Below are 20237 nucleotides of genomic sequence, written 5' to 3'. Positions count from 1 at the left end.
TGGCGGCCGCACGCCCCTCGCACAGGAGTCACCCTCATGCCTCACGTCCGCCGTGCCCGTCGTCCGATCCCGGCCGGCGCCGTCCTGGCCACCGCCGGAGCCCTGCTGCTGACCGGCTGCGGCAGCGGGAAGGCCGCCCCGGACGACCCGGTCAAGGACGTGCGGGACAAGCTGCCGAAGGCCCAGCGGTCGGCCGGGGCGCTGCGGATCGGCATGGACGTCAACTACGCCCCGGTGGAGTTCCGCGGCCCGGACGGCAAGCCGACCGGCCTCGACCCGGACCTCGCCGCCGCCCTGGGCCGGATCCTCGACGTGCGGGTCGAGTTCGTCGACACCCCGTTCGACAAGCTGATACCGAACCTCCAGGCCAAGCAGTACGACGTGGCGATGTCCGCGCTCAGCGACACCCACCAGCGCCGGGACGCGCTCGACGAGGCCGGCAAGAAGGCCGGCCCGGGCGTGGACTTCGTGGACTACTTCATCGCCGGCACCTCGATCGTCGTCCCGAAGGGCAACCCCAAGGGGATCAAGACCCTGGACGACCTGTGCGGCAAGACCGTCTCGCTCCAGCAGGGCACCACCCAGGACGAGGTCGTCACCCGCCAGGTGGCCGTCTGCGCCCGGGCCGGCCGCCCGCTGACCGCGCACAAGCTGGACTCCGACGCCAAGGCGCTGGCCGAGGTCGCCTCCGGCGCGGCCGCGGCCGGGCTGAACGACTTCCCGGTGGCCGCCTACGCGACGAAGACCACCGACGGCGGCGCCCGCTTCGAGGTGACCGGCGGGCAGTCCACCTCCAACCCGTACGGGATCGCGCTGCGCAAGGACGACGCGCAGCTGCGCGACGCGCTGGCCCGGGCGATCGACCAGCTGATCCGCAGCGGCGAGTACGACAAGATCCTGGCCAAGTGGAACGTCAGCGCCGGCGCGGCGCAGAACGCGGTGGTCAACGGGGGTATCTGAACCGGCGGGCGGCGGGCCTCCGGGAACGACACAGAGGGATCTGCATACTTATGCGCAGAGTGACAGGGCCACGGAATAAGTCCGAATAGCGGACAGCGTGGCCCCTTGTTATCCGATTTTGATCTGGATGAGGGCCACCTGACTGTCATCAGATGGCAGGATTCCCCCCAACTCGGATCGAGCCGGCCACCGGTCGAGGCCGATCGGTCAACGTCCACCTCGGCGGAGGGTGGCGGAAGCAGTACCGCGTACGACCCCGGGCGGCTCACCCCCGCGCCCGGGCAACTGCACGACCCGGCCTGCACGTACGACGACGTACGGCGACACGCACCCGTACCGAGCCGCGCGGCTCGCCGTTCCGGTGCGCCGCTCCCGCGGCGCGCTCCGCCCGACCTCTCTCCCCCAGGATGGAGATCCCCCTCATGACCGCCCGTACCCAGCGCAACCGGCTCTTCGCAGCCGGTGTGGTCGCCGCCTCGGTCTCCCTCGTGCTGACCGGCTGCAGCAGCAGCAAGAGCGACGGCGGCGGCGCCCCCAACGCCTCCGCGACCGTCAACGAGGTCAAGTCCGACCCCAAGCTCGCCGCCCTCGTCCCGGACGACGTCAAGGCGGCCGGCAAGCTCGTGATCGGCGCGGACGCCTCCTACGCGCCGGACGAGTTCAAGGACGACAGTGGCAAGATCATCGGCATGGACGTCGACCTGGCCAACGCCATCGCCGCCAAGCTCGGGCTGAAGGCCGAGGTCCAGGACTCCGGCTTCACCGCGATCATCCCCGGCATCCAGTCGAACAAGTTCCAGCTCGGCATGTCGTCCTTCACGGACAACAAGGAGCGCGAGCAGATCGTCGACATGGTCACCTACTTCAACTCCGGCAGCGCCGTCGCGGTGAAGAAGGGCAACCCGGAGAAGATCGACCCGAAGGACCTCTGCGGCAAGAAGGTCGCCGTCCAGACCGGCACCACCCAGGCCGACGAGATCAAGGACACCCGCGACCCGGACTGCGCCAAGGCCGGCAAGCCGGGCATCCAGAACGGGGGCGACAAGTTCGACCTCCAGACGGACGTCACCAACGCCGTGGTCTCCGGGCGCGACCAGGCGCTGATGGCCGACTCCCAGGTCGTCGACTACGCGGTCAAGCAGTCCGGCGGCCAGCTGGAGAAGATCGGCGAGACCTACGGCACGGCCCCCTACGGCGTCGCCCTGGCCAAGGGCTCCAAGCTCACCCCGGCGATCCAGGGCGCCGTCCAGTCGCTGATCGACGACGGCACCTACAAGCAGATCCTCACCAAGTGGGGTGTCGAGGCCGGCGCCATCGCCAAGTCGGCCGTCAACGGCGCCGTCAGCTGACCCTCGTACGCTTCATCTTCTCCCCCGAGGCCACACCGTGAACTCTTTGGACAAGGGGACGGCGGAGAAGGGGCGGCCTGAGATCATCAAGGCCGTCCCCGTCCGCCACCCCGGACGTTGGGCCGGCGCCGTCGTCATCGCCGTACTCGCGGCGATGCTGCTGAGCGCCCTCTTCACCAACCCCGCTTTCAAGTGGGACATCGTCGGTCAGTACCTGTTCCACGACAGCATCATGCACGGCCTGCTGGTGACGCTGGAACTGACCGTGCTCGCCATGCTCATGGGTGTGGTCGGCGGCATCGTCCTCGCGGTGATGCGGCTGTCCCCGAACCCGCTGCTGGCCGGCGTCGCGTGGGTCTACATCTGGATCTTCCGCGGCACCCCGGTGCTGGTGCAGCTGGTGTTCTGGAACTTCCTCGGCCTGATCTGGGCCAAGCTCTCGATCGGCGTGCCGTGGGGGCCGGAGTTCTGGTCCGAGCAGACCAACGTGCTGATCCCGACCTTCGTCGCCGCGCTGCTGGGCCTCGGCCTCAACGAGGCCGCCTACATGGCGGAGATCGTCCGCGGCGGCATCCAGTCGGTGGACGAGGGCCAGGCCGAGGCCGCGCACGCGCTCGGCATGAGCCGGTTCCAGACCATGCGCCGGATCGTCCTGCCGCAGGCCATGCGGGTGATCATCCCGCCGACCGGCAACGAGACCATCTCGATGCTCAAGACCACCTCGCTGGTCTCCGTGATCTCCCTGGAGGAGATCTTCCGGGCCGGCCAGGTGATCTACTCCCGGAACTACCAGAACATCCCGCTGCTGATCGTGGTGAGCCTCTGGTACCTGTTCTTCACCTCGGTGCTGACCATCGGTCAGTACTACATCGAGCGCCACTACGCCCGGGGCTCCAACCGCACCCTCCCGCCCACCCCGCTGCAGCGGCTGCGGGGCCTGTTCGCCGGGAAGCCCGCCCCGAAGACGACCGCCGACGTCGTCCCGGGGCTCGAGGGAGGTGGTCACGTATGACCGATCTGACCAAGACCCCCGCCGACGCCGCGGCCGCCGCCGAGCCCATGGTCCGGGCCGAGAACGTGCACAAGTCCTACGGCCTGGTCGAGGTGCTCAAGGGCATCGACCTGGAGGTCCGGCAGGGCGAGGTGTTCTGCCTGATCGGCCCGTCCGGCTCCGGCAAGTCGACCTTCCTGCGGTGCATCAACCACCTGGAGAAGATCAACGGCGGCCGCCTCTGGGTGGACGGCGAGCTGGTCGGCTACCGGCAGCGGGGCGACCGGCTGCACGAGCTCAAGGACCGCGAGGTCGCCCTCAAGCGGCGCGACATCGGCATGGTCTTCCAGCGCTTCAACCTGTTCCCGCACATGACCGCCATCGAGAACGTCATGGAGGCGCCGGTCCAGGTCAAGGGCGAGAGCAAGGCCGACGCCCGCGAGCGCGGCATGGCCCTGCTGGAGCGGGTCGGCCTGGCCGACAAGGCGAAGAACTACCCCTCGCAGCTCTCCGGCGGCCAGCAGCAGCGCGTGGCGATCGCCCGCGCGCTGGCCATGAAGCCCAAGCTGATGCTCTTCGACGAGCCCACCTCCGCGCTCGACCCGGAGCTGGTCGGCGACGTCCTGGACGTCATGCGCGGCCTCGCCGAGGAGGGCATGACGATGGTGGTCGTCACCCACGAGATGGGCTTCGCCCGCGAGGTCGGCGACGCGCTGGTGTTCATGGACGGCGGTGTGGTGGTCGAGTCCGGCAGCCCCCGCGAGGTGCTCACCGACCCGCAGCACGAGCGCACCAGGGCCTTCCTGTCCAAGGTGCTCTGAGCCCGTACCGTCGGCGCCCGGCAGACCCGTCCTGCCGGGCGCCGACGTCTGCCCCGCCCGGGCGCCGACGCTTCCCGTCCGGGCAGGAGGCAGAGTCTCCGTCCGGGTAATAGGCTGGAGGCAGTCAGCCCGTTACCGAATTTCTGGAAGGACCCCTGTGGAGCTCGCCGCCTACGCCGACCTCGCCGTTCGGCTGGTGAACACCGAGGAGCCCGAGCGCGGCACCGACACGCTCACCTCCGTGGAGGCGGTGCGCGCCCTGTTCTCCGACTCCTCGCGGGCCGCCGCCCTCGCCGACGAGTCCGACCTGCCCCGGCTGCGGGCGGTGCGGACCCGGCTGCGCGGGGTCTTCGAGGCCGCCGCCGACGGGGACGAGGTCCGCGGCGTCGACCTGCTGAACAGCCTGCTCATGGAGTACCCCGTCAGCCCGCTGATCTCCGGGCACGACTACCTGGACGACGCCGGGCGGCCGCGCTGGCACCTGCACCTGGCCGACAACTCGCCGACCGCCACCGCGCACTTCAGCGCGGTCGCCTGCATGGGCCTGGCCGTCCACCTGACCGAGCTGGGCGCCGACCGGCTCGGCATCTGCCAGGCCGCGCCCTGCCGCAACGCCTACCTGGACACCTCGACCAACCGCTCCCGGCGCTACTGCTCGGACCGCTGCGCGACCCGCGCCAACGTGGCCGCCTACCGGGCCCGCAAGCGCCAGGAGGCGGAGGCGGCGAACCGCGCTCTCTAGACTTCCTCCACCCAGGCGCCGAGCCGGCGGGCCAGGCCCGGCACCCGGGCCAGCCGCGGGGTGAGCAGCAGCCGCTCCAGCCGGCGCCCCGGCGCCAGCCAGGCCGGGCGCGGGCGCAGCCGCAGCAGCACCCGGCCGAGCACCAGCTCGTCCGGGACGGCGCCGTAGCTGCGGCTGTCGCTGTCCACCGGGCGGTTGTCGGAGAGCAGCCACCAGCCGGCGGCCCGGCGCTCGGCGGCCCGCTTCACCACCAGCAGGTCCTGCTGGAAGGGGTGCCGGAAGAGCACCACCGCGCCCGGCCGGATCGGTGCGCCGTAGCGGACCAGCAGCTGGTCGCCCTCGCGCAGGGTCGGGACCATCGACGGCCCGGCCACGTCGACCAGTCCGAACGGCAGCGCACCGCCCCGGTCCCGTCCTCCGGCCCCGGCGCCCTCCGGCCGCGTGCTCCGCGCCACGACTCCTCCTCCCGCTCCGCCCGCCCCCAGTCTGCCGTACGGACCGTCACCTGTTCGATGTCCGGAATACGCCGGTTCCGCGTCCGCCTTTTGCCCTAGGCCCACCGCCCGATCGCGAATCCGCGGGGGCGGAAGGGTAATCTCGGGCGCGGGAAGACGATCTAAGGAAGGACTCCCATGTTCTCTCGTCTGTTTGCACCGCGCGCCACCGCCCACGCCCACTGCGACCTGCCCTGCGGCGTGTACGACCCGGCGCAGGCCAAGCTGGAGGCCGAGTCGGTCAAGGCCACCCAGGAGAAGTACCAGGCCAACGAGGACCCGCACTTCCGCGCCCGCGCCATCATCATCAAGGAGCAGCGCGCCGAGGCCGTCAAGCACCACATCTCGGTGCTGTGGAGCGACTACTTCAAGGCCCCGCACTTCGAGAAGTACCCGCAGCTGCACCAGCTGATCAACGACACCCTGAAGGCCGCCTCGGCCGCCAAGGCGTCCACCGACCCGGCCACCGGCCAGGCCCTGCTGGACCTGATCGCCGAGGTCGACAAGATCTTCTGGGAGACCAAGCAGGCCTGAGCCTGACGCGTCGCCACCCGACCGCCCCCGTCCGCACCGCCGGACGGGGGCGGTCGTGCGTTCACGTCCCGATCCCACCCGGCCCCTGTCCCGATCCCACCCGGTAAGGGTTGCCTGCCCTGAGTGGCTGTTATGCTGCCAGGGCGTCCGAGGGGGAAGTCCGGTGCGAATCCGGCGCTGACCCGCAACGGTGAGCGCGGCCGTACCAGCCCGTACGACCGCGCCAGCCCGATCGCCCCCGGCCGCTGACCTCCCGACAACTCGCCGCGGACTGCGAGGGGAACGGCGCCCCGGCACGCCTCCGGCCCGCGCCCGCCCCGGCGCACCCGCGGCCCGAGGCAAGGCGCACCCGTGAACCGCGCACCCGCAGACCGAGCGGTCGGCCCACCCGCCCGCCGCACACCCGTCCTCCCGCTCGCCCTCGGCCTCGCCGTCGCCCTGCTGCTGTCGCTGGTCTGCGGGGTCGCCCTCGGCTCCTCCGGGCTCGGGCTGCCCCGCGTGCTGCGGCTGCTGGGCGCCGGGCTGACGGGCGGCCGGCTGGACGCGGGCGAGGCGGCCGCGTACGCGATCGTCTGGGAGATCCGGCTGCCGCGCACCGTGCTGGCCGCCGTGGTCGGCGCCGGGCTGGCCGCCTGCGGGGTCGCCGTCCAGGCCCTGGTGCGCAACGCGCTGGCCGACCCCTTCGTGCTCGGCGTCTCCTCCGGCGCGGCCGTCGGCGCCAACGCCGTCCTGCTGTTCGGCGCCTTCGCCTCGCTCGGGGTGTGGGCGGTCTCCGCCTCCGCCTTCGGCTCCGCGCTGGCCGCCATGACGCTGGTCTACCTCGCCGCCCGCACCGCGTACGGGCTCACCCCGCTGCGGCTGGTCCTCACCGGCACCGCCCTGTCCTACGGCTTCTCCGCCACCACCACGCTGATGGTCTTCGCCGCCGACCGCGGCGAGGCCGCCCGGGACGCCATGATGTGGCTGCTCGGCAGCCTCGGCGGCGCCACCTGGGGCAAGGTGCCGATCGCCGCCGCCACCGTGCTGGCCGGCCTCGCCTACCTGGCCTGCGCCGCCGGCCGGCTGGACGCCCTCGCGATGGGCGACGAGACCTCCGCCTCGCTCGGCGTGGACCCGGACCGGCTGCGCCGCGAGCTGTTCGTGGTGACCGCCGCCGTCACCGGCACCGTGGTCGCGGTCAGCGGGGCGATCGGCTTCGTCGGGCTGCTGGTGCCGCACCTGTCGCGGATGCTGGTCGGCGCCGGGCACCGCCGGGTGCTGGTGATCGCCCCGCTCGCCGGGGCGCTGCTGCTGGTCTGGGTGGACATCGCCTCGCGCACCCTGCTGGCGCCCGCCGAACTGCCCGTCGGGGTGTTCACCGCGGTGCTCGGCGTGCCCGTCTTCCTGGTGATGATGCGCCGCCGCGGCCAGGCCTTCGGAGGCGCCCGATGACCGACCTGACCGACGCGACCCGCGCCGCGGCGCCGACGGTGGCCGAGGACCTCGCCGTGGACGCCGTCTCGGTGGAGCTGGCCGGCACCCGGCTGGTCCACGAGGTGAGCCTGGCGGCCGCCGCCGGGCAGGTGGTCGGGCTGATCGGCCCGAACGGCAGCGGCAAGTCGACCCTGCTGCGCTGCGTCTACCGGGTGCTGGAGCCGGCCGGCGGCGCCGTCCGGCTGGCCGGCGACGACCTGCACGCGCTCACCGCCCGGGAGGGTGCCCGCCGGGTGGCCGCGCTGACCCAGGAGCACTCCGCCGAGTTCGACTTCACCGTCGCCGAGGTGGTCGCCATGGGCCGGCTGCCGCACCGCCGGGGCTTCGGCGCCCCGGCCGACGGGGACGAGCGGCGCTGCGCCGAGGCGCTGCGCAAGGTCCGGGCCGGACACCTCGCCGAGCGGGGCTTCCTGAGCCTGTCCGGGGGCGAGAAGCAGCGGGTGCTGTTCGCCCGCGCCCTGGTCCAGGAACCGCGCCTGCTGGTGCTGGACGAACCCACCAACCACCTCGACATCGCGCACCAGTTGGAGGTGCTGGCGCTCGCCCGGGAGGCCGGTCCGACGGTGCTCACCGCGCTGCACGACCTCAACCTGGCGGCGGGCCACTGCGACCTGCTGTACGTGCTGCGGGCCGGCCGGATCGTCGCCTCGGGGCCGCCCCACGAGGTGCTCCGGCCCGCCCTGCTGGCCGAGGTGTTCGGCGTCCGGGCCACTCCGGTCCGGCACCCGGAGACCGGCGCCCTCCAGCTGCTGTTCGACCGCCTCCCCTGACCCCCTAAGGAACTCCCGTGCGCACCAAGGCCGTTGCCACCGCCGCCCTGCTCGTCCTCGGACTCACCGCCTGCGGCGCCGAGATCGCCCCGAAGGAGGCCGCCACCGGCTCCGCCCACTACCCGGTGACGGTGCGGAACTGCGGGGACGAGCTCACCTTCGACCGCAAGCCCGCCCGGGTGGTGACCAACGACGTCGGCATCACCGAGCTGATGCTCTCCCTCGGCCTCGCCGACCGGATGGCCGGCTACGTGATGCCCGACGACAAGGGCAAGATCGACCAGGTCCCCTGGAAGGACGGCTACCAGCAGACGAAGTGGCTCTCCAAGCAGCGGATCACCAAGGAGATCGCGCTGGACGCCCGGGCCGACCTGGTCTTCGCCGGCTGGCACTACGGCTTCGACGAGGGCCTCGGCTTCACCCCGCAGGCACTCAAGGGCCTCGGCATCGCCTCGTACGTGCTCAGCGAGTCCTGCCGCAGCGGACAGGGCACCGAGCGCGGCGTGATGGACCCGCTGGACGCGCTCTACACCGACCTGGCCAACCTCGGCGCGATCTTCGACGTCCGGGACCGCGCCGACCGGCTGATCGCGGACTTCAAGGCGCGGATCGCCGCCGTCCCGCAGCCCGAGCGCCGCCCGTCCGTCTTCCTGTACGACAGCGGGCAGGACAAGCCGTACACCGCCGGGAAGTTCGCCGCCGCGAACGAGATCATCGCCAGGGCCGGCGGGACCAACGTGATGGGCGACCTCTCCGACAGCTGGGTCACGGCCGGCTGGGAGACCGTGGTGCGGCGCGACCCCGAGGTGATCGTGATCAACAACTACGGCGGCACCGGTGCCGAGGAGAAGCGGCGGTTCCTCACGTCCTTCCCGCCGCTGGCCGGCGTCGCCGCGATCCGGAACGACCGGATCTTCGTCATGGACTACGTCGACCTGGTGGAGAGCCCGCGCAACCCGGCCGCGATCAGCGCCCTGGCCGGGTACCTGCGCACCGTACCGGCCAACTGACCGGCCCGCTCCGCGCTCCTCCGGGCCGGTGGCCGCGGGCGTACGCTCGAGGTACGAGCCGACGGAACCCGACCGGAGGAGCGAGACCATGACCACCACGGCGGCCCCCGCCGCCTTCGACACCCGCGCGCTGCGCGAGGGCATCGAGCGCCGCGACGCCGACACCCTGCTGGCGCTCTACGCGGACGACGCCGAACTGCGCGTGGTCGACCGCAGGACCCAGCCCAGCCACCCCCTGGTGATGCACGGCCGGGACGAGATCGGCGCCATGCTGGAGGACGTCTACGGGCGCGAGATGACCCACAAGCTGGAACAGGTGGTGGTCCAGGGCGACCACGTCGCGTTCCTGGAGTCCTGCCGGTACCCGGACGGCGTCCGGGTGCTGATGTCCTCGATGGCCGGCCTGCGGGACGGCCGGATCGTCGACCAGACCTCCGTCCAGGCCTGGGACGAGAGCGGTCCCGAGCAGTAGGCTCACTGGCATGATCCGCACCGCCGTCGCCACCGACGTCCCCGTCATCCACGCCATGGTCCGCGAACTCGCGGAGTACGAGCAGGCCCTGCACGAGGCGAAGGCCACCGAGGAGCAGCTGCACGAGGCCCTGTTCGGCGAGAACCCGGCCCTGTTCGGGCTGATCGCCGAGGACGACGCCACCGGCGAGCCGGTCGGCTTCGCGGTCTGGTTCCGCAACTTCTCGACCTGGCGCGGCACCCACGGGATCTACCTGGAGGACCTGTACGTCCGTCCCCAGGCGCGCGGCGGCGGCCACGGCAAGGCGCTGCTGCTGGAGCTGGCCCGGATCGCCGTCGAGCGCGGCTACTCCCGGGTCGAGTGGTCGGTCCTGGACTGGAACCAGCCCTCGATCGACTTCTACAAGTCGATCGGCGCGGTGCCGATGAGCGAGTGGTCGGTGTTCCGGCTCACCGACGAGGCGCTGGCCGCCGCCGGACGGCGCTGAACGGCTCCCCGGAGTCCGGGGAAAGGGTCTGCCACCCTGCGTCGCAATGCCTTACCATGAGTAACTCCCGAACCGGGTGCGGAAGGCAGAGCGATGGCGGATCCGCGACGCCGGAGCCCCCCAGGGGTAGCAAGCGGGTAACAAGCGGGGTACCAAGAAAGCACAGCGCGCCACCCAGGAGGCAAGGGTGTCCCAGATCGACGGCGATCTCGGTGTTCAGGACTTCGTGGAGGTCCGGCTGCCCGCAGCCGGCGCCTACCTCTCGGTCCTGCGAACGGCGACGGCCGGGTTGGCGGCCCGGTTGGACTTCACGCTCGACGAGATCGAGGACCTGCGGATCGCGGTCGACGAGGCCTGCGCCATCCTGCTCCAGCAGGCGGTGCCCGGCTCCGTGCTGTCCTGCGAGTTCCGGCTGGTCGGCGATTCGTTGAAGGTCACCGTCGCCGCCCCCACCACCGACGGCAAGGCCCCCGAGCGGGACACCTTCGCCTGGACGGTGCTCTCCGCCCTGGCCGGCGAGGTCGACTCCTCGGTCGGCGAGGACAAGACCGTGTCGATCAGCCTGCACAAGAAGCGCGGTGGCTCCCCCGCCCACTAGTCGGGCACCGGACCGCACGACCGAGCAGCACCGAGCAGCACCCGCGCAAGGGCCGTCCGCCGCTCCCCGCCCCGGGGTCCGACGGACGGTTCCCGGTACCGCCACCCACGCGGTACGACCAACGAGACGATTCCGGGGCCGCCGGCCCCGGTGCTCCCGGAACGGAACGGGGGAATGGCCGTGAGTGATCTGGACCGTACCGGCCTCGCGACGGCGGGACCTGCCGTACCGACCCAGGCGAGCGTTCCCGGCCTCGCCGCCAACGACGAAGCGCACCCGAAGGACGCCCAGCGGATGAGCCACCCCACCGAGCCGACGTCCGAGCCGACGCCTGCCTCCGTGCCGCCGGACCCGGCGGCCGGGACGGACGCCGCGGCCGAGCCGGACCAGGCGGCCGAGACCGAGCTGCACGGCGCCGTGCCCGCCCAGGGCTCGCACCGCACCGGCGCCCCGGACCGGGAGGCCGCCCGCGCGCTGTTCGTCCGGCTGTCCGCACTGCCCGAGGGCTCCCCGGAGCGGGTCGAGCTGCGCAACCAGCTGGTGCGGATGCACATCCCGCTGGTCGAGCACCTGGCCCGGCGCTTCCGCAACCGGGGCGAGCCGCTGGACGACCTGACCCAGGTCGCCACCATCGGCCTGATCAAGTCGGTGGACCGCTTCGACCACGAGCGCGGGGTCGAGTTCTCCACCTACGCGACGCCGACCATCGTCGGCGAGATCAAGCGGCACTTCCGCGACAAGGGCTGGGCGGTGCGCGTGCCGCGCCGGCTCCAGGAGCTGCGGCTGTCGCTCACCACGGCGACCAGCGAGCTCTCCCAGCGGCACGGCCGCTCCCCCACGGTGCACGAGCTGGCCGAGCACCTGGGGATCTCCGAGGAGGACGTCCTGGAGGGCCTGGAGTCCGCCAACGCGTACTCCACGCTGTCCCTGGACGTGCCGGACAGCGACGACGAGTCGCCGGCCGTCGCGGACACCCTGGGCGCGACCGACGAGGCGCTGGAGGGCGTCGAGTACCGCGAGTCGCTCAAGCCGCTGCTGGCCCAACTGCCGCCCCGGGAGCAGAAGATCCTGGTGCTGCGGTTCTTCCGGAACATGACCCAGTCGCAGATCGCCGCCGAGGTGGGGATCTCCCAGATGCACGTCTCCCGGCTGCTCGCCCGGACCTTGGCCCAGCTGCGGGAGAAGCTCCTGGTGGAGGAGTAGGACTGACGGCCGCTCAGCTCCGGCTGCGCGGCCGCCCGGTCCCCCGGCGGCCCTGTGCGCCCAGCCCCTAGTCCTCGGACGGGGCGTACAGGGCCGCCGTCGACTTCGGGTTCAGCAGGCAGCCGATGCCCACCAGGCCGAGCACGCCGACCAGCACGCCGCCGGCGGCCATCGCGCCGCCGTTCTCGATCATGTAGTAGGCGACCGGCAGGCAGATCGAGTTGGTCAGCACCGCCGGGCTGCGGCCCCAGCGGCGCTCCTTGAGCAGCGCGAGGGCGGCCAGCACCGGCAGCACGCCGAGCAGCACGATGACCGCGCCGCCGAACTCGTTCAGGGCCAGCTGCTTGGCCTGGCCGGACAGCGCGGACACCATGTCCCCGACGCCGACGACGGCCAGCGCCACGCCCTCCAGCGCCGTGATGGCGGCGCCCAGGGTCAGGGAGGCCGGGCGGCCGGCCGGGGCTGCGGATGCGGAGGTTTCTGCGGTCACTCCAGCAGGGTAGCCGCCGGTCGGCCCGTACCGACCCGTAGGCTTTCCCCATGCGCGCTCTCCTGGTCGTGAACCACAAGGCCACCACCACCAGTGGCCGGACCAGGGACGTACTGATCCACGCCCTGCGCAGCGACCTCAAGCTGGACGTCGCCGAGACCCAGTACCGGGGCCACGCGCGCGACCTGGCCCGCGAGGCGGCGGAGGACGGCACGGTCGACCTGGTGGTGGCGCTGGGCGGGGACGGCACCGTCAACGAGGTGGTGAACGGGCTGCTGGCGCACGGCCCGGGCGAGAAGGTCCCGCGACTGGCCGTGGTGCCGGGCGGTTCGACCAATGTGTTCGCCCGCGCGCTGGGCCTGCCCAACGACCCGGTGGAGGCCACCGGCGCCCTGCTGGACGCGCTGGAGCACGGCCGGGAGCGGCCGATCGGGCTGGGCAAGGCGATGACCGAGGGGCTGCCGGACCGCTGGTTCACCTTCACCGCCGGCCTCGGCTTCGACGCCGGCGTGGTCGGCCGGGTCGAGGAGCAGCGCCGGGCCGGACGCAAGTCCACCCACGCCCTGTACGTCGGCCAGGCGCTCCGGCACTACTTCACCCAGCGTGAGCAGCGCCGTTCCGGCCCGGTCTCCCTGGAGCTGCCCGGCCACGAGCGGGTGAAGGGCCTGGTGCTGTCGATAGTCAGCAACACCTCGCCCTGGACCTTCCTGGGCAACCGCCCGGTCTACCCCTCACCGCTCGCCTCCTTCGACACGGACCTGGACGTCTTCGGCATCACCCGGATGACGGCGTTCGGCACGGCTCGAACGGTCCGTCAGATCCTGCGGTCGTACACGCCTTCGAGCGACGGCACCCCTCCGGCCGGGCCGTCCGGGAAGCACGTCGTCTCCTATCACGACGTCAGACACTTCACCTTGGTTTCAGAGGAACCGGCCCCGTTCCAGGTCGACGGCGACCATCTTGGAGACAGGAGTCGCGTCAGTTTCACAGGCGTACGGCGGGCACTGCGTGTGATTGTGTGACCGGAAGGGGGGTTCCTCCTTCTTCTCGAACGCACAAGCCCCCTTCACTCCATAGAAGTACCGGCTGTGAGCTAGGCGACACCGAAGAATCCAAAATTCCTCCCCGAAGGGGGTTGTATCCGAGCCCGAGGTTTGCGAACCTCTACATGGCGATCGGGACACATCGCAGCGACGGCGACTCCGGAACCACAGGAGCACCGACCGCGGGGCGTCCCTCGAATCGCCGAATCCCCCTCAGCACAGACCACCCGGGCCCGGCGGGCCTTTGGTCTCTTTTGCTGTTGCGGGATTCGTGAAAGCGTTCACATTCACAAGCCATTCGATTATGCCGATCGGGCCACCCCCCGCGGCAGGAGGAGTTGGACGACCATGGACTGGCGCCACCGCGCTGTCTGCCGCGAAGAGGACCCGGAGCTGTTCTTCCCGATCGGGAACACCGGTCCTGCTCTGCTGCAGATCGAGGAAGCCAAGGCCGTGTGCCGCCGCTGTCCGGTGATGGAGCAGTGCCTCCAGTGGGCGCTCGAGACCGGCCAGGACGCCGGCGTCTGGGGCGGCATGAGCGAGGACGAGCGCCGCGCGATGAAGCGCCGGGCCGCCCGCAACCGCGCCCGCACCGCCTGATCGCCCCGCGATCACACGCCGTAGCACCAGCAGTAACCGCCGTACCGATCGACACATGATCAAAGGCTTCCCTGCTCCTCCTGGTGAAGCCTTCCGCACCAAGGACCTCGCCCTGCCAGGTCCCGCGACACCGGACCCGCCCGGACACTTGATACTGTTCACTTAGAGCAATATCGTGGAGCTGTGGCGCTCACCGTGTGCAACGCACCGGCGAGGTGTCGCACCACCCAGAGCCCCCGCTCCGGCCGACTCCCCCCGACGGCCGGAACGGGTTGAGAGGCCCTGTCGACCCACCCCCCCGGTCGACAGGGCCTCGTTTCTGTTTCCGCAGCCCGTTCCGCGCCCGGCCGTACCGCCCGCTTCCCGGCTTCCCGTGCGGTTCCGCACGCCGGCGCGCGGGGCGTCCACCCGGCGCTTCCGCCGAGCGCACGCCCCTGCCGAGCACCGTCACGCGGCTTCGCGCACCTCCGCGCGGTTTCGTGCGGCTTCGCGCGGCTTCGCGCGGCTTCGCGCGGCCGGACCCCCGGGCGGGCCGGGCCCTCAGCGGACCGGGATCTCCAGGACGACCTTCGTCCCCCCGTTCGGACCGGCCACCATGTCGAAGGTGCCGCCCAGCTCCCCGGTGGCCAGCGTCCGGACGATCTGCAGCCCGAGGTTGCCCGCCGTCTTCGGGTCGAACCCCTCCGGCATGCCGCGGCCGTCGTCCTGCACCGTGATCAGCAGGTACTCCTCCGGGCGGGCGCCGCCGTTCCAGCTGTCCGACCAGCCCATCCCGGTCGCCGGGGCGCGCCCGCGCAGCGCGCTGACCTCCAGGTTCCCGGAGGCCGTCGGACCGAACGCGTGCTCCAGGGCGTTCTGGAGCAGTTCGGTCAGCACCATCGACAGTGGGGTGGCCACCTCGGCGGACAGGATGCCGAAGCTGCCGGTGCGGCGGGTCGCCACCCGGCCGTCCTGGGACAGCTCCATCACCATCGCCAGCACCCGGTCGGCGATCTCGTCGAAGGCCACCTGCTCGTCCAGCGCCTGGGAGAGCGTCTCGTGCACGATCGCGATCGAGCCGACCCGGCGCACCGCCTCGTCCAGCGCGGCCCGGCCGGACTCCGACTCCATCCGGCGGGACTGCAGCCGGAGCAGGGCCGCGACGGTCTGCAGGTTGTTCTTCACCCGGTGGTGGATCTCCCGGATGGTGGCGTCCTTGGTCATCAGCTCGCGGTCGCGGCGGCGCAGCTCGGTCACGTCCCGGCAGAGCACCAGCGAACCGGTCAGGGTGCCCTTGGGCTTGAGCGGGATCGCCCGCAGGGTCACCACTCCGCCCTGCGCCTCCACCTCGGTCTGCCGGGGGGCCCAGCCGCTCGCCAGCTTCACCAGCGCCTCGTGGACGGCCGAGCGGGACGGCGGGGCGAGGTCGGCGGTGGCCCGGCCGAGGTGGCTGCCGACCAGGTCGGTGGTGAGGCCGAGGCGGTGGTAGGCGGAGAGCGCGTTGGGGCTGGCGTAGGTGACGATGCCGTCCGCGTCCAGCCGGATCAGGCCGTCGCCGACCCGGGGCGCGGCGTCCATGTCGGCCTGCTCGACGCCGGGGTAGGGGAAGGAGCCGGCCGCGATCATCTGGGCCAGGTCGGAGGCGCTCTGGAGGTAGGTGAGCTCCAGCCGGCTCGGGGTGCGGACGGTCAGCAGGTTGGTGTTGCGGGCGATCACGCCCAGCACCTTGCCCTCGCGCCGGACCGGGATCGACTCGACCCGGACCGGGACCTCCTCGCGCCACTCCGGGTCGCCCTCGCGCACGATCCGGCCCTCGTCGAAGGCGGCGTCCAGCAGCGGGCGGCGGCCGCGCGGGACGAGGTGGCCGACCATGTCGTCCTGGTACGAGGTGGGGCCGGTGTTGGGCCGCATCTGGGCCACCGAGACGTAGCGGATGCCGTCCCAGGTGGGGATCCACAGCACCAGGTCGGCGAAGGAGAGGTCGGAGAGCAGCTGCCACTCCGAGACCAGGTGGTGGAGCCATTCCACGTCGGCCCCGGTGAGGGTGGTGTGGCGGCGGACGAGTTCGTTCAGCGAGGGCACATGGCGAGGGTAGCGCCGCAGGTCCGGGCGGGGCGCGGCGGACCGGTGGACGGACCGGTGGGCGGACCGGCCGGCCGGCCGGCCGGTGGACCGCTCGGCGGGCCGGCTCCCGGGGCTCCGGCGGAAGGGCTCGCCGGGGCCCGCTCACCCCTCGGAGTTGTTTAGACCAATTTTCCGAGAGGCCTGGACAACCGAGATTGGTCTAGTCCACAATGAAAGGGCACCAAGGAGAGGCCCCCGCGCAACTGCCCTGACCGCGCGCGGCCCCTCCTCGGTCGGACGCCGCCGAACGAGGACCCCGCACAGTTCTCGATCGGCCCGGTGCCCGACGACAGCTCCGGGCTGCGGTGCCGCATGGGTTGAGGGTCCCGTGTCGGCGCCGTGGCCCGTAGTGTTTTCGGCCCGCTCCGGCCGCCCCGGCCCCGTCGGCCCGGCCCTCCCGAACCACGTTTCCGCCGCTCAGGGAACCGGCCCCGGTCCACAGCCTGTGGACCGGGGCCGGCGCGCGTGCGGGGGCGGCTACCGCGTCTCGGTGACCTTGGCCAGGGCGCGCGGGGAGTCCGGGTCCTGGCCGCGGGCGATGGTCACCTCGTAGGCCAGCAGCTGCAGCGGCAGGATCTCCAGCACCGGCTGCACCTCCTCGGGCACGCCGGCCGGCAGCGCGAAGCCCGCCGAGGCGGCCTCCACCTGCGCCTGCTGGCCGACCACCACCAGGTCCGCGCCGCGCCCGCGCAGGCGGTCCAGCACCGGCTGGAGGGCCTCGCCGCCCTTGCCGTCCGGGACGATCGCGATCACCGGCGAGACGTTGTCCACCATGGCCAGCGGGCCGTGCAGCAGGTCGGCGCCGGAGAACGGGGTGGCCGGGATGTAGGTGGTCTCCATCAGCTTGAGCGCCGCCTCGCGCGCGGTCGGGTAGCCGTAGCCGCGCGAGGTGATGACCAGGCGCTGGGCGAAGCGGTAGCGCTCGGCCAGCGCCTTCACCTCGGCCTTGCGGGCCAGCACCCCCGCGGCCAGGGCCGGCAGCTCCTTGGCGGCCGAGCCGTCTCCCCCGCGCAGGCCCTCGACCAGCAGGTAGAGCGCCAGCAGCTCGGCGGTGTAGGTCTTGGTGGCCGGCAGCGCCTTCTCCGGTCCGGCCAGCACGTCGATGTGGAACTCGGAGACCTCGGCGAGCGGCGAGTCGGCGTTGTTGGTCACCGCGAGGGTGATCGCCCCGGCCTCGCGGGCGGCCTTGGTGGAGGCCACCAGGTCGGGCGAGCCGCCGGACTGGCTGACGGTGACCACCAGGACGTCGGTGAGGTCGGGCTTGGCGCCGTACGCGGTGGTGGTGGACATCGAGGTCAGGCCGGCCGGCTTGCCGAGCAGGATCTCGATCAGGTACTTGGCGTACAGCGCGGCGTTGTCGGACGTGCCGCGCGCGGTGAGCAGGACGAAGCGCGGGCGGCGGGCGGCGATCTGCGCGGCGACCTCGCGGATCTTCGGGGCACCCTCGTCGAGGATGCGCTGGAGGACGGCCGGCTGCTCGGCCATCTCCGCCGCCATGATCCGGCCGGGGACGGGAACGGTCTGCGGGTCGGACATCTGGGTCTGCCTCCGATGAGACGGTTCGACCCCGCCCGGGCGGCTGCCCGGCGGGGACCTCCACGGCGGCGAGTCCGCACACTCGCTGCGGTTCTGCGTGCGGCAATCCTACGGGCGCGTCCCCCGCCGGGCACCTCCGTCCGCGGGCCCGCGCGCCCCTCGGCGCGCCCCGTCGGCCCGGCCTCCGGCAGCCCGGCCGGCACGCCCCCTCCGGAGCCGGGAGGGGCGTGCCGCGACGGGCGCGACGGAGGGTCAGGACGCCTTGTTGATCAGCTGGTCGATCGCCGCGTCGGCCTCCTTGGTGGCCTGGTCCACCGACTTGCCCTTGAGGATCGCGACCAGCATGTCCGGGATGATCTTCTGCTTCTCGACCGCGCTCCAGCCGGGGGCCAGCGGGGTGAACCAGGCGTCCGGGACGGCGTTGGCCGCGGCGGCGGTGGTCGGCTTGTTCTTCAGCGGGTTCAGCTGGGTCAGGTTGTTCGGCAGGATGTCCTTGTCGGCCAGCGCCTGCTCGGACTTGGTGCTGGTGAACATCCGGATCCAGTCGGTGGCCAGCGCCACCTGCGGGGACTTGGCCGTGACGGCGAGGTCGGAGCCGCCGATGAAGGTCGGCAGCGGCTTGCCGTCCGGGCCGGGCATGGTGGCCACCTTGACGGCGTCCTTGATGCTCGGGTCGCCGGTGACCGGCGCGGTGACGCTGGCCGCCTCGTAGCCGTTGCCGTAGAAGGACGCGGCGTGCCCGCGGGCCATCGACTCGAACTGGTTCTGCTCGTTCAACGCCAGGTCGCCCTTGTTGTACTTGCGCACCAGGTCGACGAAGTGGCCGATGCCCTGCTGGGACTTGGGGTCGTGCAGGGTGCCGTGCCAGTTGCCGGAGCCGTCGAACTTGGCGATGCTGCCGCCGTACGCGGCCACGTAGCTCATCGCCGCGTACCAGTACGGGCCGGGCAGGTAGAGCGGGGAGTACGTCTTGTCGGCCTTGTTCCGGTCCGCGACCTTGTCCAGCGCGGCCAGCAGGTCCGCCTCGGTCTTCGGGAAGTCCGCGCTGCCGGTGGCCTGCTGGAAGACGGCGGAGTTGTAGATGGCCACCCGGGAGCCGGCGTAGTAGGGCACGCACCAGAGCTTGTCCTGGTACGTACAGGTGTTGGCGAGCGCCTTGATCCAGCTGTCGGAGTTGTCGAAGGTGCTGCGGTCCACCGGGGCCAGCGCGCCGGAGAGCACGTACTTCATGGTCTCGGTGTTGCCCAGCTCGACCACGTCGGGGGCGTTGCCCTCGGCGATGGCCTTGTCGAGCTTGCCGACCTTGTCGGCCCAGCCCTGGTAGACGAGCTTGAGGCTGACGTTCGGGTACCTCGCCGCGAACTCGTCGTTGACCCGCTGGACCAGGTCCGGCCAGTTCTTCTGGGCGTCGTCCATCAGCCAGACGGTGACGGTGCCGCCGGCCGCGTTCGCGTCCGCGGAGCCGCTCGCACCGTCGCCCGCGGACTTCGCGGACGAGGAACAGGCCGTCAGACCGACCGCCAGGGCCATGGTCCCGAGCGCCGACATGAGCTGACGCTTCTTCACGCCATCCTCCGAGGGGGTGTAGAGCCGTGTTGCCCGCCGGCAGCGTGATTGGCGCCCGCGGCGGAGGGTCCGGACAGGGGGCGGCGAAGAGCTTCGGGGAGGGCCGATACCACATCCGGCGAGGTTGAATCTCGAACCGGATGACTGGACTCTGGCCTAGACCACAGGTGGTGTCAACGATCAAAAGCCTTACTCGGGACGGCCGTTGCAGAGCTGTTGTACCGCGTGGCGGGCAGTCGCCACCCCATCACCCTCAGTAGATCTTAAGGTGGATTTAAGGCTCACTTGAGGGAACACGGTCACTCGGCGAATCCGCAGGTCGACACCGGGGAAACGGAACGGGCCCGCCATGCGACATGCGCATGACGGGCCCGTGGGCGGACGCCCACCGGACACGGCCGGTGACGTCCCGCCGATCGGTTCAGCCGACCGCTCCCGGCTGCCCGGTGAGGACCTCCACGGCCGCCAGTCCGCAGACCCGGGCGGCGCCGTGGGTGGCGATGTGGAGCGCGCCGACCGGCTCGGACTGGGGCAGGCCCATCTCGACCACGGCGGCGTCCGGCCGGGCCGCCACCAGGCGGTTCAGCGCGGCGGACATCCACGCGTGCCGGTGGGCGTCCCGGACCACCAGCACCAGGCGGCGGCCCTCGGCCTCCGCCACCAGCTCGCCGACCAGGGCGTCCAGCAGCTCCGGCGCGGCCTCGGCCGCCGAGACCTCGCGGGTGCGGGTGCCGGGGAAGCGGTCGGCCAGCATGCCGGCCACGCCCCACGGGGTGACGTCGCCGACCGCGATGTTCGGCTCGTCCGAGAACGAGGCCACGTACGGGCGCTCGCTCACCGGCGGCACCGCCAGACCCGGCGCCCGGACCACCCTGAGCGCCCGGCGCGCGGCCCGCAGGCCGACCGCCAGGTCCGGCTCGACCCGCTCGCCCTGGGCCGCGATCCGGCCCCAGCTGCCCAGCGACCGGACCCGCGCGGCGGCGTCCGCCAGCCGC

Annotated in this window: 20 protein-coding genes, 1 pseudogene and 1 riboswitch; of the genes and pseudogenes, 15 read left to right on the top strand and 6 right to left on the bottom strand. The window is 72.1% G+C overall.

Going from position 1 to position 20237, the window contains the following annotated elements:
- The first annotated feature begins 36 nt into the window (after nt 1-36).
- The 5 genes from ABZW03_RS11675 (at nt 37) to ABZW03_RS11655 (ending at nt 4863) form a co-directional block, all read left to right on the top strand.
- Entirely contained in the window at nt 37-960 is a 924-nt protein-coding gene (locus tag ABZW03_RS11675) for an ABC transporter substrate-binding protein (protein ID WP_355255199.1), read from the top strand.
- 422 nt (nt 961-1382) lie between these two features.
- Complete coding sequence (locus tag ABZW03_RS11670; RefSeq protein ID WP_355255196.1) at nt 1383-2309, top strand: ABC transporter substrate-binding protein; 927 nt, start codon at nt 1383-1385, stop codon at nt 2307-2309.
- A gap of 37 nt (nt 2310-2346) precedes the next feature.
- A complete protein-coding gene (locus tag ABZW03_RS11665) occupies nt 2347-3321 on the top strand; it encodes an amino acid ABC transporter permease (protein ID WP_355255194.1) in 975 nt (324 codons plus the stop codon).
- A complete protein-coding gene (locus ABZW03_RS11660) occupies nt 3318-4121 on the top strand; it encodes an amino acid ABC transporter ATP-binding protein (RefSeq protein WP_355255191.1) in 804 nt (267 codons plus the stop codon). The genes ABZW03_RS11665 and ABZW03_RS11660 overlap by 4 nt, the downstream gene beginning before the upstream one ends.
- Before the next feature lie 157 nt (nt 4122-4278).
- Nucleotides 4279-4863 carry a CGNR zinc finger domain-containing protein gene (locus ABZW03_RS11655; protein ID WP_355255188.1) on the top strand — a complete coding sequence of 195 codons (585 nt, stop codon included), beginning with the start codon at nt 4279-4281 and terminating at the stop codon, nt 4861-4863.
- On the opposite strand, the gene sodX is transcribed toward ABZW03_RS11655, so the two are convergent.
- Nucleotides 4860-5318, bottom strand: coding sequence for a nickel-type superoxide dismutase maturation protease (gene sodX / locus ABZW03_RS11650; protein ID WP_355255185.1), 459 nt, complete (start codon nt 5316-5318; stop codon nt 4860-4862). The two genes, ABZW03_RS11655 and sodX, sit on opposite strands and share 4 nt — an antisense overlap.
- Before the next feature lie 177 nt (nt 5319-5495).
- On the opposite strand from sodX, the gene sodN reads away from it, so the two are divergent.
- The 8 genes from sodN to ABZW03_RS11610 all read left to right on the top strand — a co-directional run bounded on the left by sodN (nt 5496) and on the right by ABZW03_RS11610 (nt 11904).
- Nucleotides 5496-5891, top strand: a complete 396-nt coding sequence (gene sodN / locus ABZW03_RS11645; RefSeq protein ID WP_045699892.1) for a superoxide dismutase, Ni — start codon at nt 5496-5498, stop codon at nt 5889-5891.
- 110 nt (nt 5892-6001) lie between these two features.
- A riboswitch (cobalamin riboswitch) is annotated at nt 6002-6150 on the top strand.
- A gap of 92 nt (nt 6151-6242) precedes the next feature.
- Nucleotides 6243-7322, top strand: coding sequence for an iron ABC transporter permease (locus tag ABZW03_RS11640; protein WP_355255180.1), 1080 nt, complete (start codon nt 6243-6245; stop codon nt 7320-7322).
- On the top strand, nt 7319-8134 hold the full coding sequence (locus ABZW03_RS11635) for an ABC transporter ATP-binding protein (protein ID WP_355255177.1): 816 nt from the start codon (nt 7319-7321) through the stop codon (nt 8132-8134). The genes ABZW03_RS11640 and ABZW03_RS11635 overlap by 4 nt, the downstream gene beginning before the upstream one ends.
- A gap of 17 nt (nt 8135-8151) precedes the next feature.
- Nucleotides 8152-9144, top strand: coding sequence for an ABC transporter substrate-binding protein (locus tag ABZW03_RS11630; protein ID WP_355255174.1), 993 nt, complete (start codon nt 8152-8154; stop codon nt 9142-9144).
- An 88-nt stretch (nt 9145-9232) separates the two neighbouring features.
- Nucleotides 9233-9616: a nuclear transport factor 2 family protein gene (locus ABZW03_RS11625; RefSeq protein WP_355255171.1), complete on the top strand. Its 384-nt coding sequence runs from the start codon at nt 9233-9235 to the stop codon at nt 9614-9616.
- A gap of 10 nt (nt 9617-9626) precedes the next feature.
- Complete coding sequence (locus ABZW03_RS11620) at nt 9627-10103, top strand: GNAT family N-acetyltransferase (protein WP_355255168.1); 477 nt, start codon at nt 9627-9629, stop codon at nt 10101-10103.
- Nucleotides 10104-10290: 187 nt separating this feature from the next.
- Nucleotides 10291-10701, top strand: coding sequence for an anti-sigma regulatory factor (locus tag ABZW03_RS11615; protein ID WP_355255165.1), 411 nt, complete (start codon nt 10291-10293; stop codon nt 10699-10701).
- A 174-nt stretch (nt 10702-10875) separates the two neighbouring features.
- Entirely contained in the window at nt 10876-11904 is a 1029-nt protein-coding gene (locus ABZW03_RS11610; protein ID WP_355255162.1) for a SigB/SigF/SigG family RNA polymerase sigma factor, read from the top strand.
- A gap of 67 nt (nt 11905-11971) precedes the next feature.
- On the opposite strand, the gene ABZW03_RS11605 is transcribed toward ABZW03_RS11610, so the two are convergent.
- The gene (locus ABZW03_RS11605) at nt 11972-12394 is read right to left on the bottom strand and encodes a hypothetical protein (RefSeq protein WP_355255160.1); all 423 of its coding nucleotides are present in this window, start codon (nt 12392-12394) and stop codon (nt 11972-11974) included.
- A 50-nt stretch (nt 12395-12444) separates the two neighbouring features.
- On the opposite strand from ABZW03_RS11605, the gene ABZW03_RS11600 reads away from it, so the two are divergent.
- Both ABZW03_RS11600 and ABZW03_RS11595 read left to right on the top strand, forming a co-directional pair.
- Nucleotides 12445-13416, top strand: coding sequence for a diacylglycerol kinase family protein (locus ABZW03_RS11600; RefSeq protein ID WP_355255157.1), 972 nt, complete (start codon nt 12445-12447; stop codon nt 13414-13416).
- 369 nt (nt 13417-13785) lie between these two features.
- A complete protein-coding gene (locus ABZW03_RS11595; protein WP_014138019.1) occupies nt 13786-14037 on the top strand; it encodes a WhiB family transcriptional regulator in 252 nt (83 codons plus the stop codon).
- Between the two features lie 540 nt (nt 14038-14577).
- On the opposite strand, the gene ABZW03_RS11590 is transcribed toward ABZW03_RS11595, so the two are convergent.
- The 4 genes and pseudogenes from ABZW03_RS11590 to ABZW03_RS11575 all read right to left on the bottom strand — a co-directional run.
- Nucleotides 14578-16098, bottom strand: a complete 1521-nt coding sequence (locus ABZW03_RS11590) for a PAS domain-containing sensor histidine kinase (RefSeq protein WP_355255154.1) — start codon at nt 16096-16098, stop codon at nt 14578-14580.
- 519 nt (nt 16099-16617) lie between these two features.
- Nucleotides 16618-17676, bottom strand: a complete 1059-nt coding sequence (locus ABZW03_RS11585) for an SIS domain-containing protein (protein WP_355255151.1) — start codon at nt 17674-17676, stop codon at nt 16618-16620.
- Nucleotides 17677-17928: 252 nt separating this feature from the next.
- Nucleotides 17929-19242, bottom strand: a complete 1314-nt coding sequence (locus tag ABZW03_RS11580) for an extracellular solute-binding protein (RefSeq protein WP_355255148.1) — start codon at nt 19240-19242, stop codon at nt 17929-17931.
- A 421-nt stretch (nt 19243-19663) separates the two neighbouring features.
- Nucleotides 19664-20237 (bottom strand): annotated as a pseudogene (locus ABZW03_RS11575) (glycoside hydrolase family 3 protein); the annotation flags it as partial.

Source organism: Kitasatospora sp. NPDC004799, from assembly GCF_040609095.1.
GTDB lineage: Bacteria > Actinomycetota > Actinomycetes > Streptomycetales > Streptomycetaceae > Kitasatospora.
This window is presented reverse-complemented; position numbering and strand designations above follow the sequence as displayed.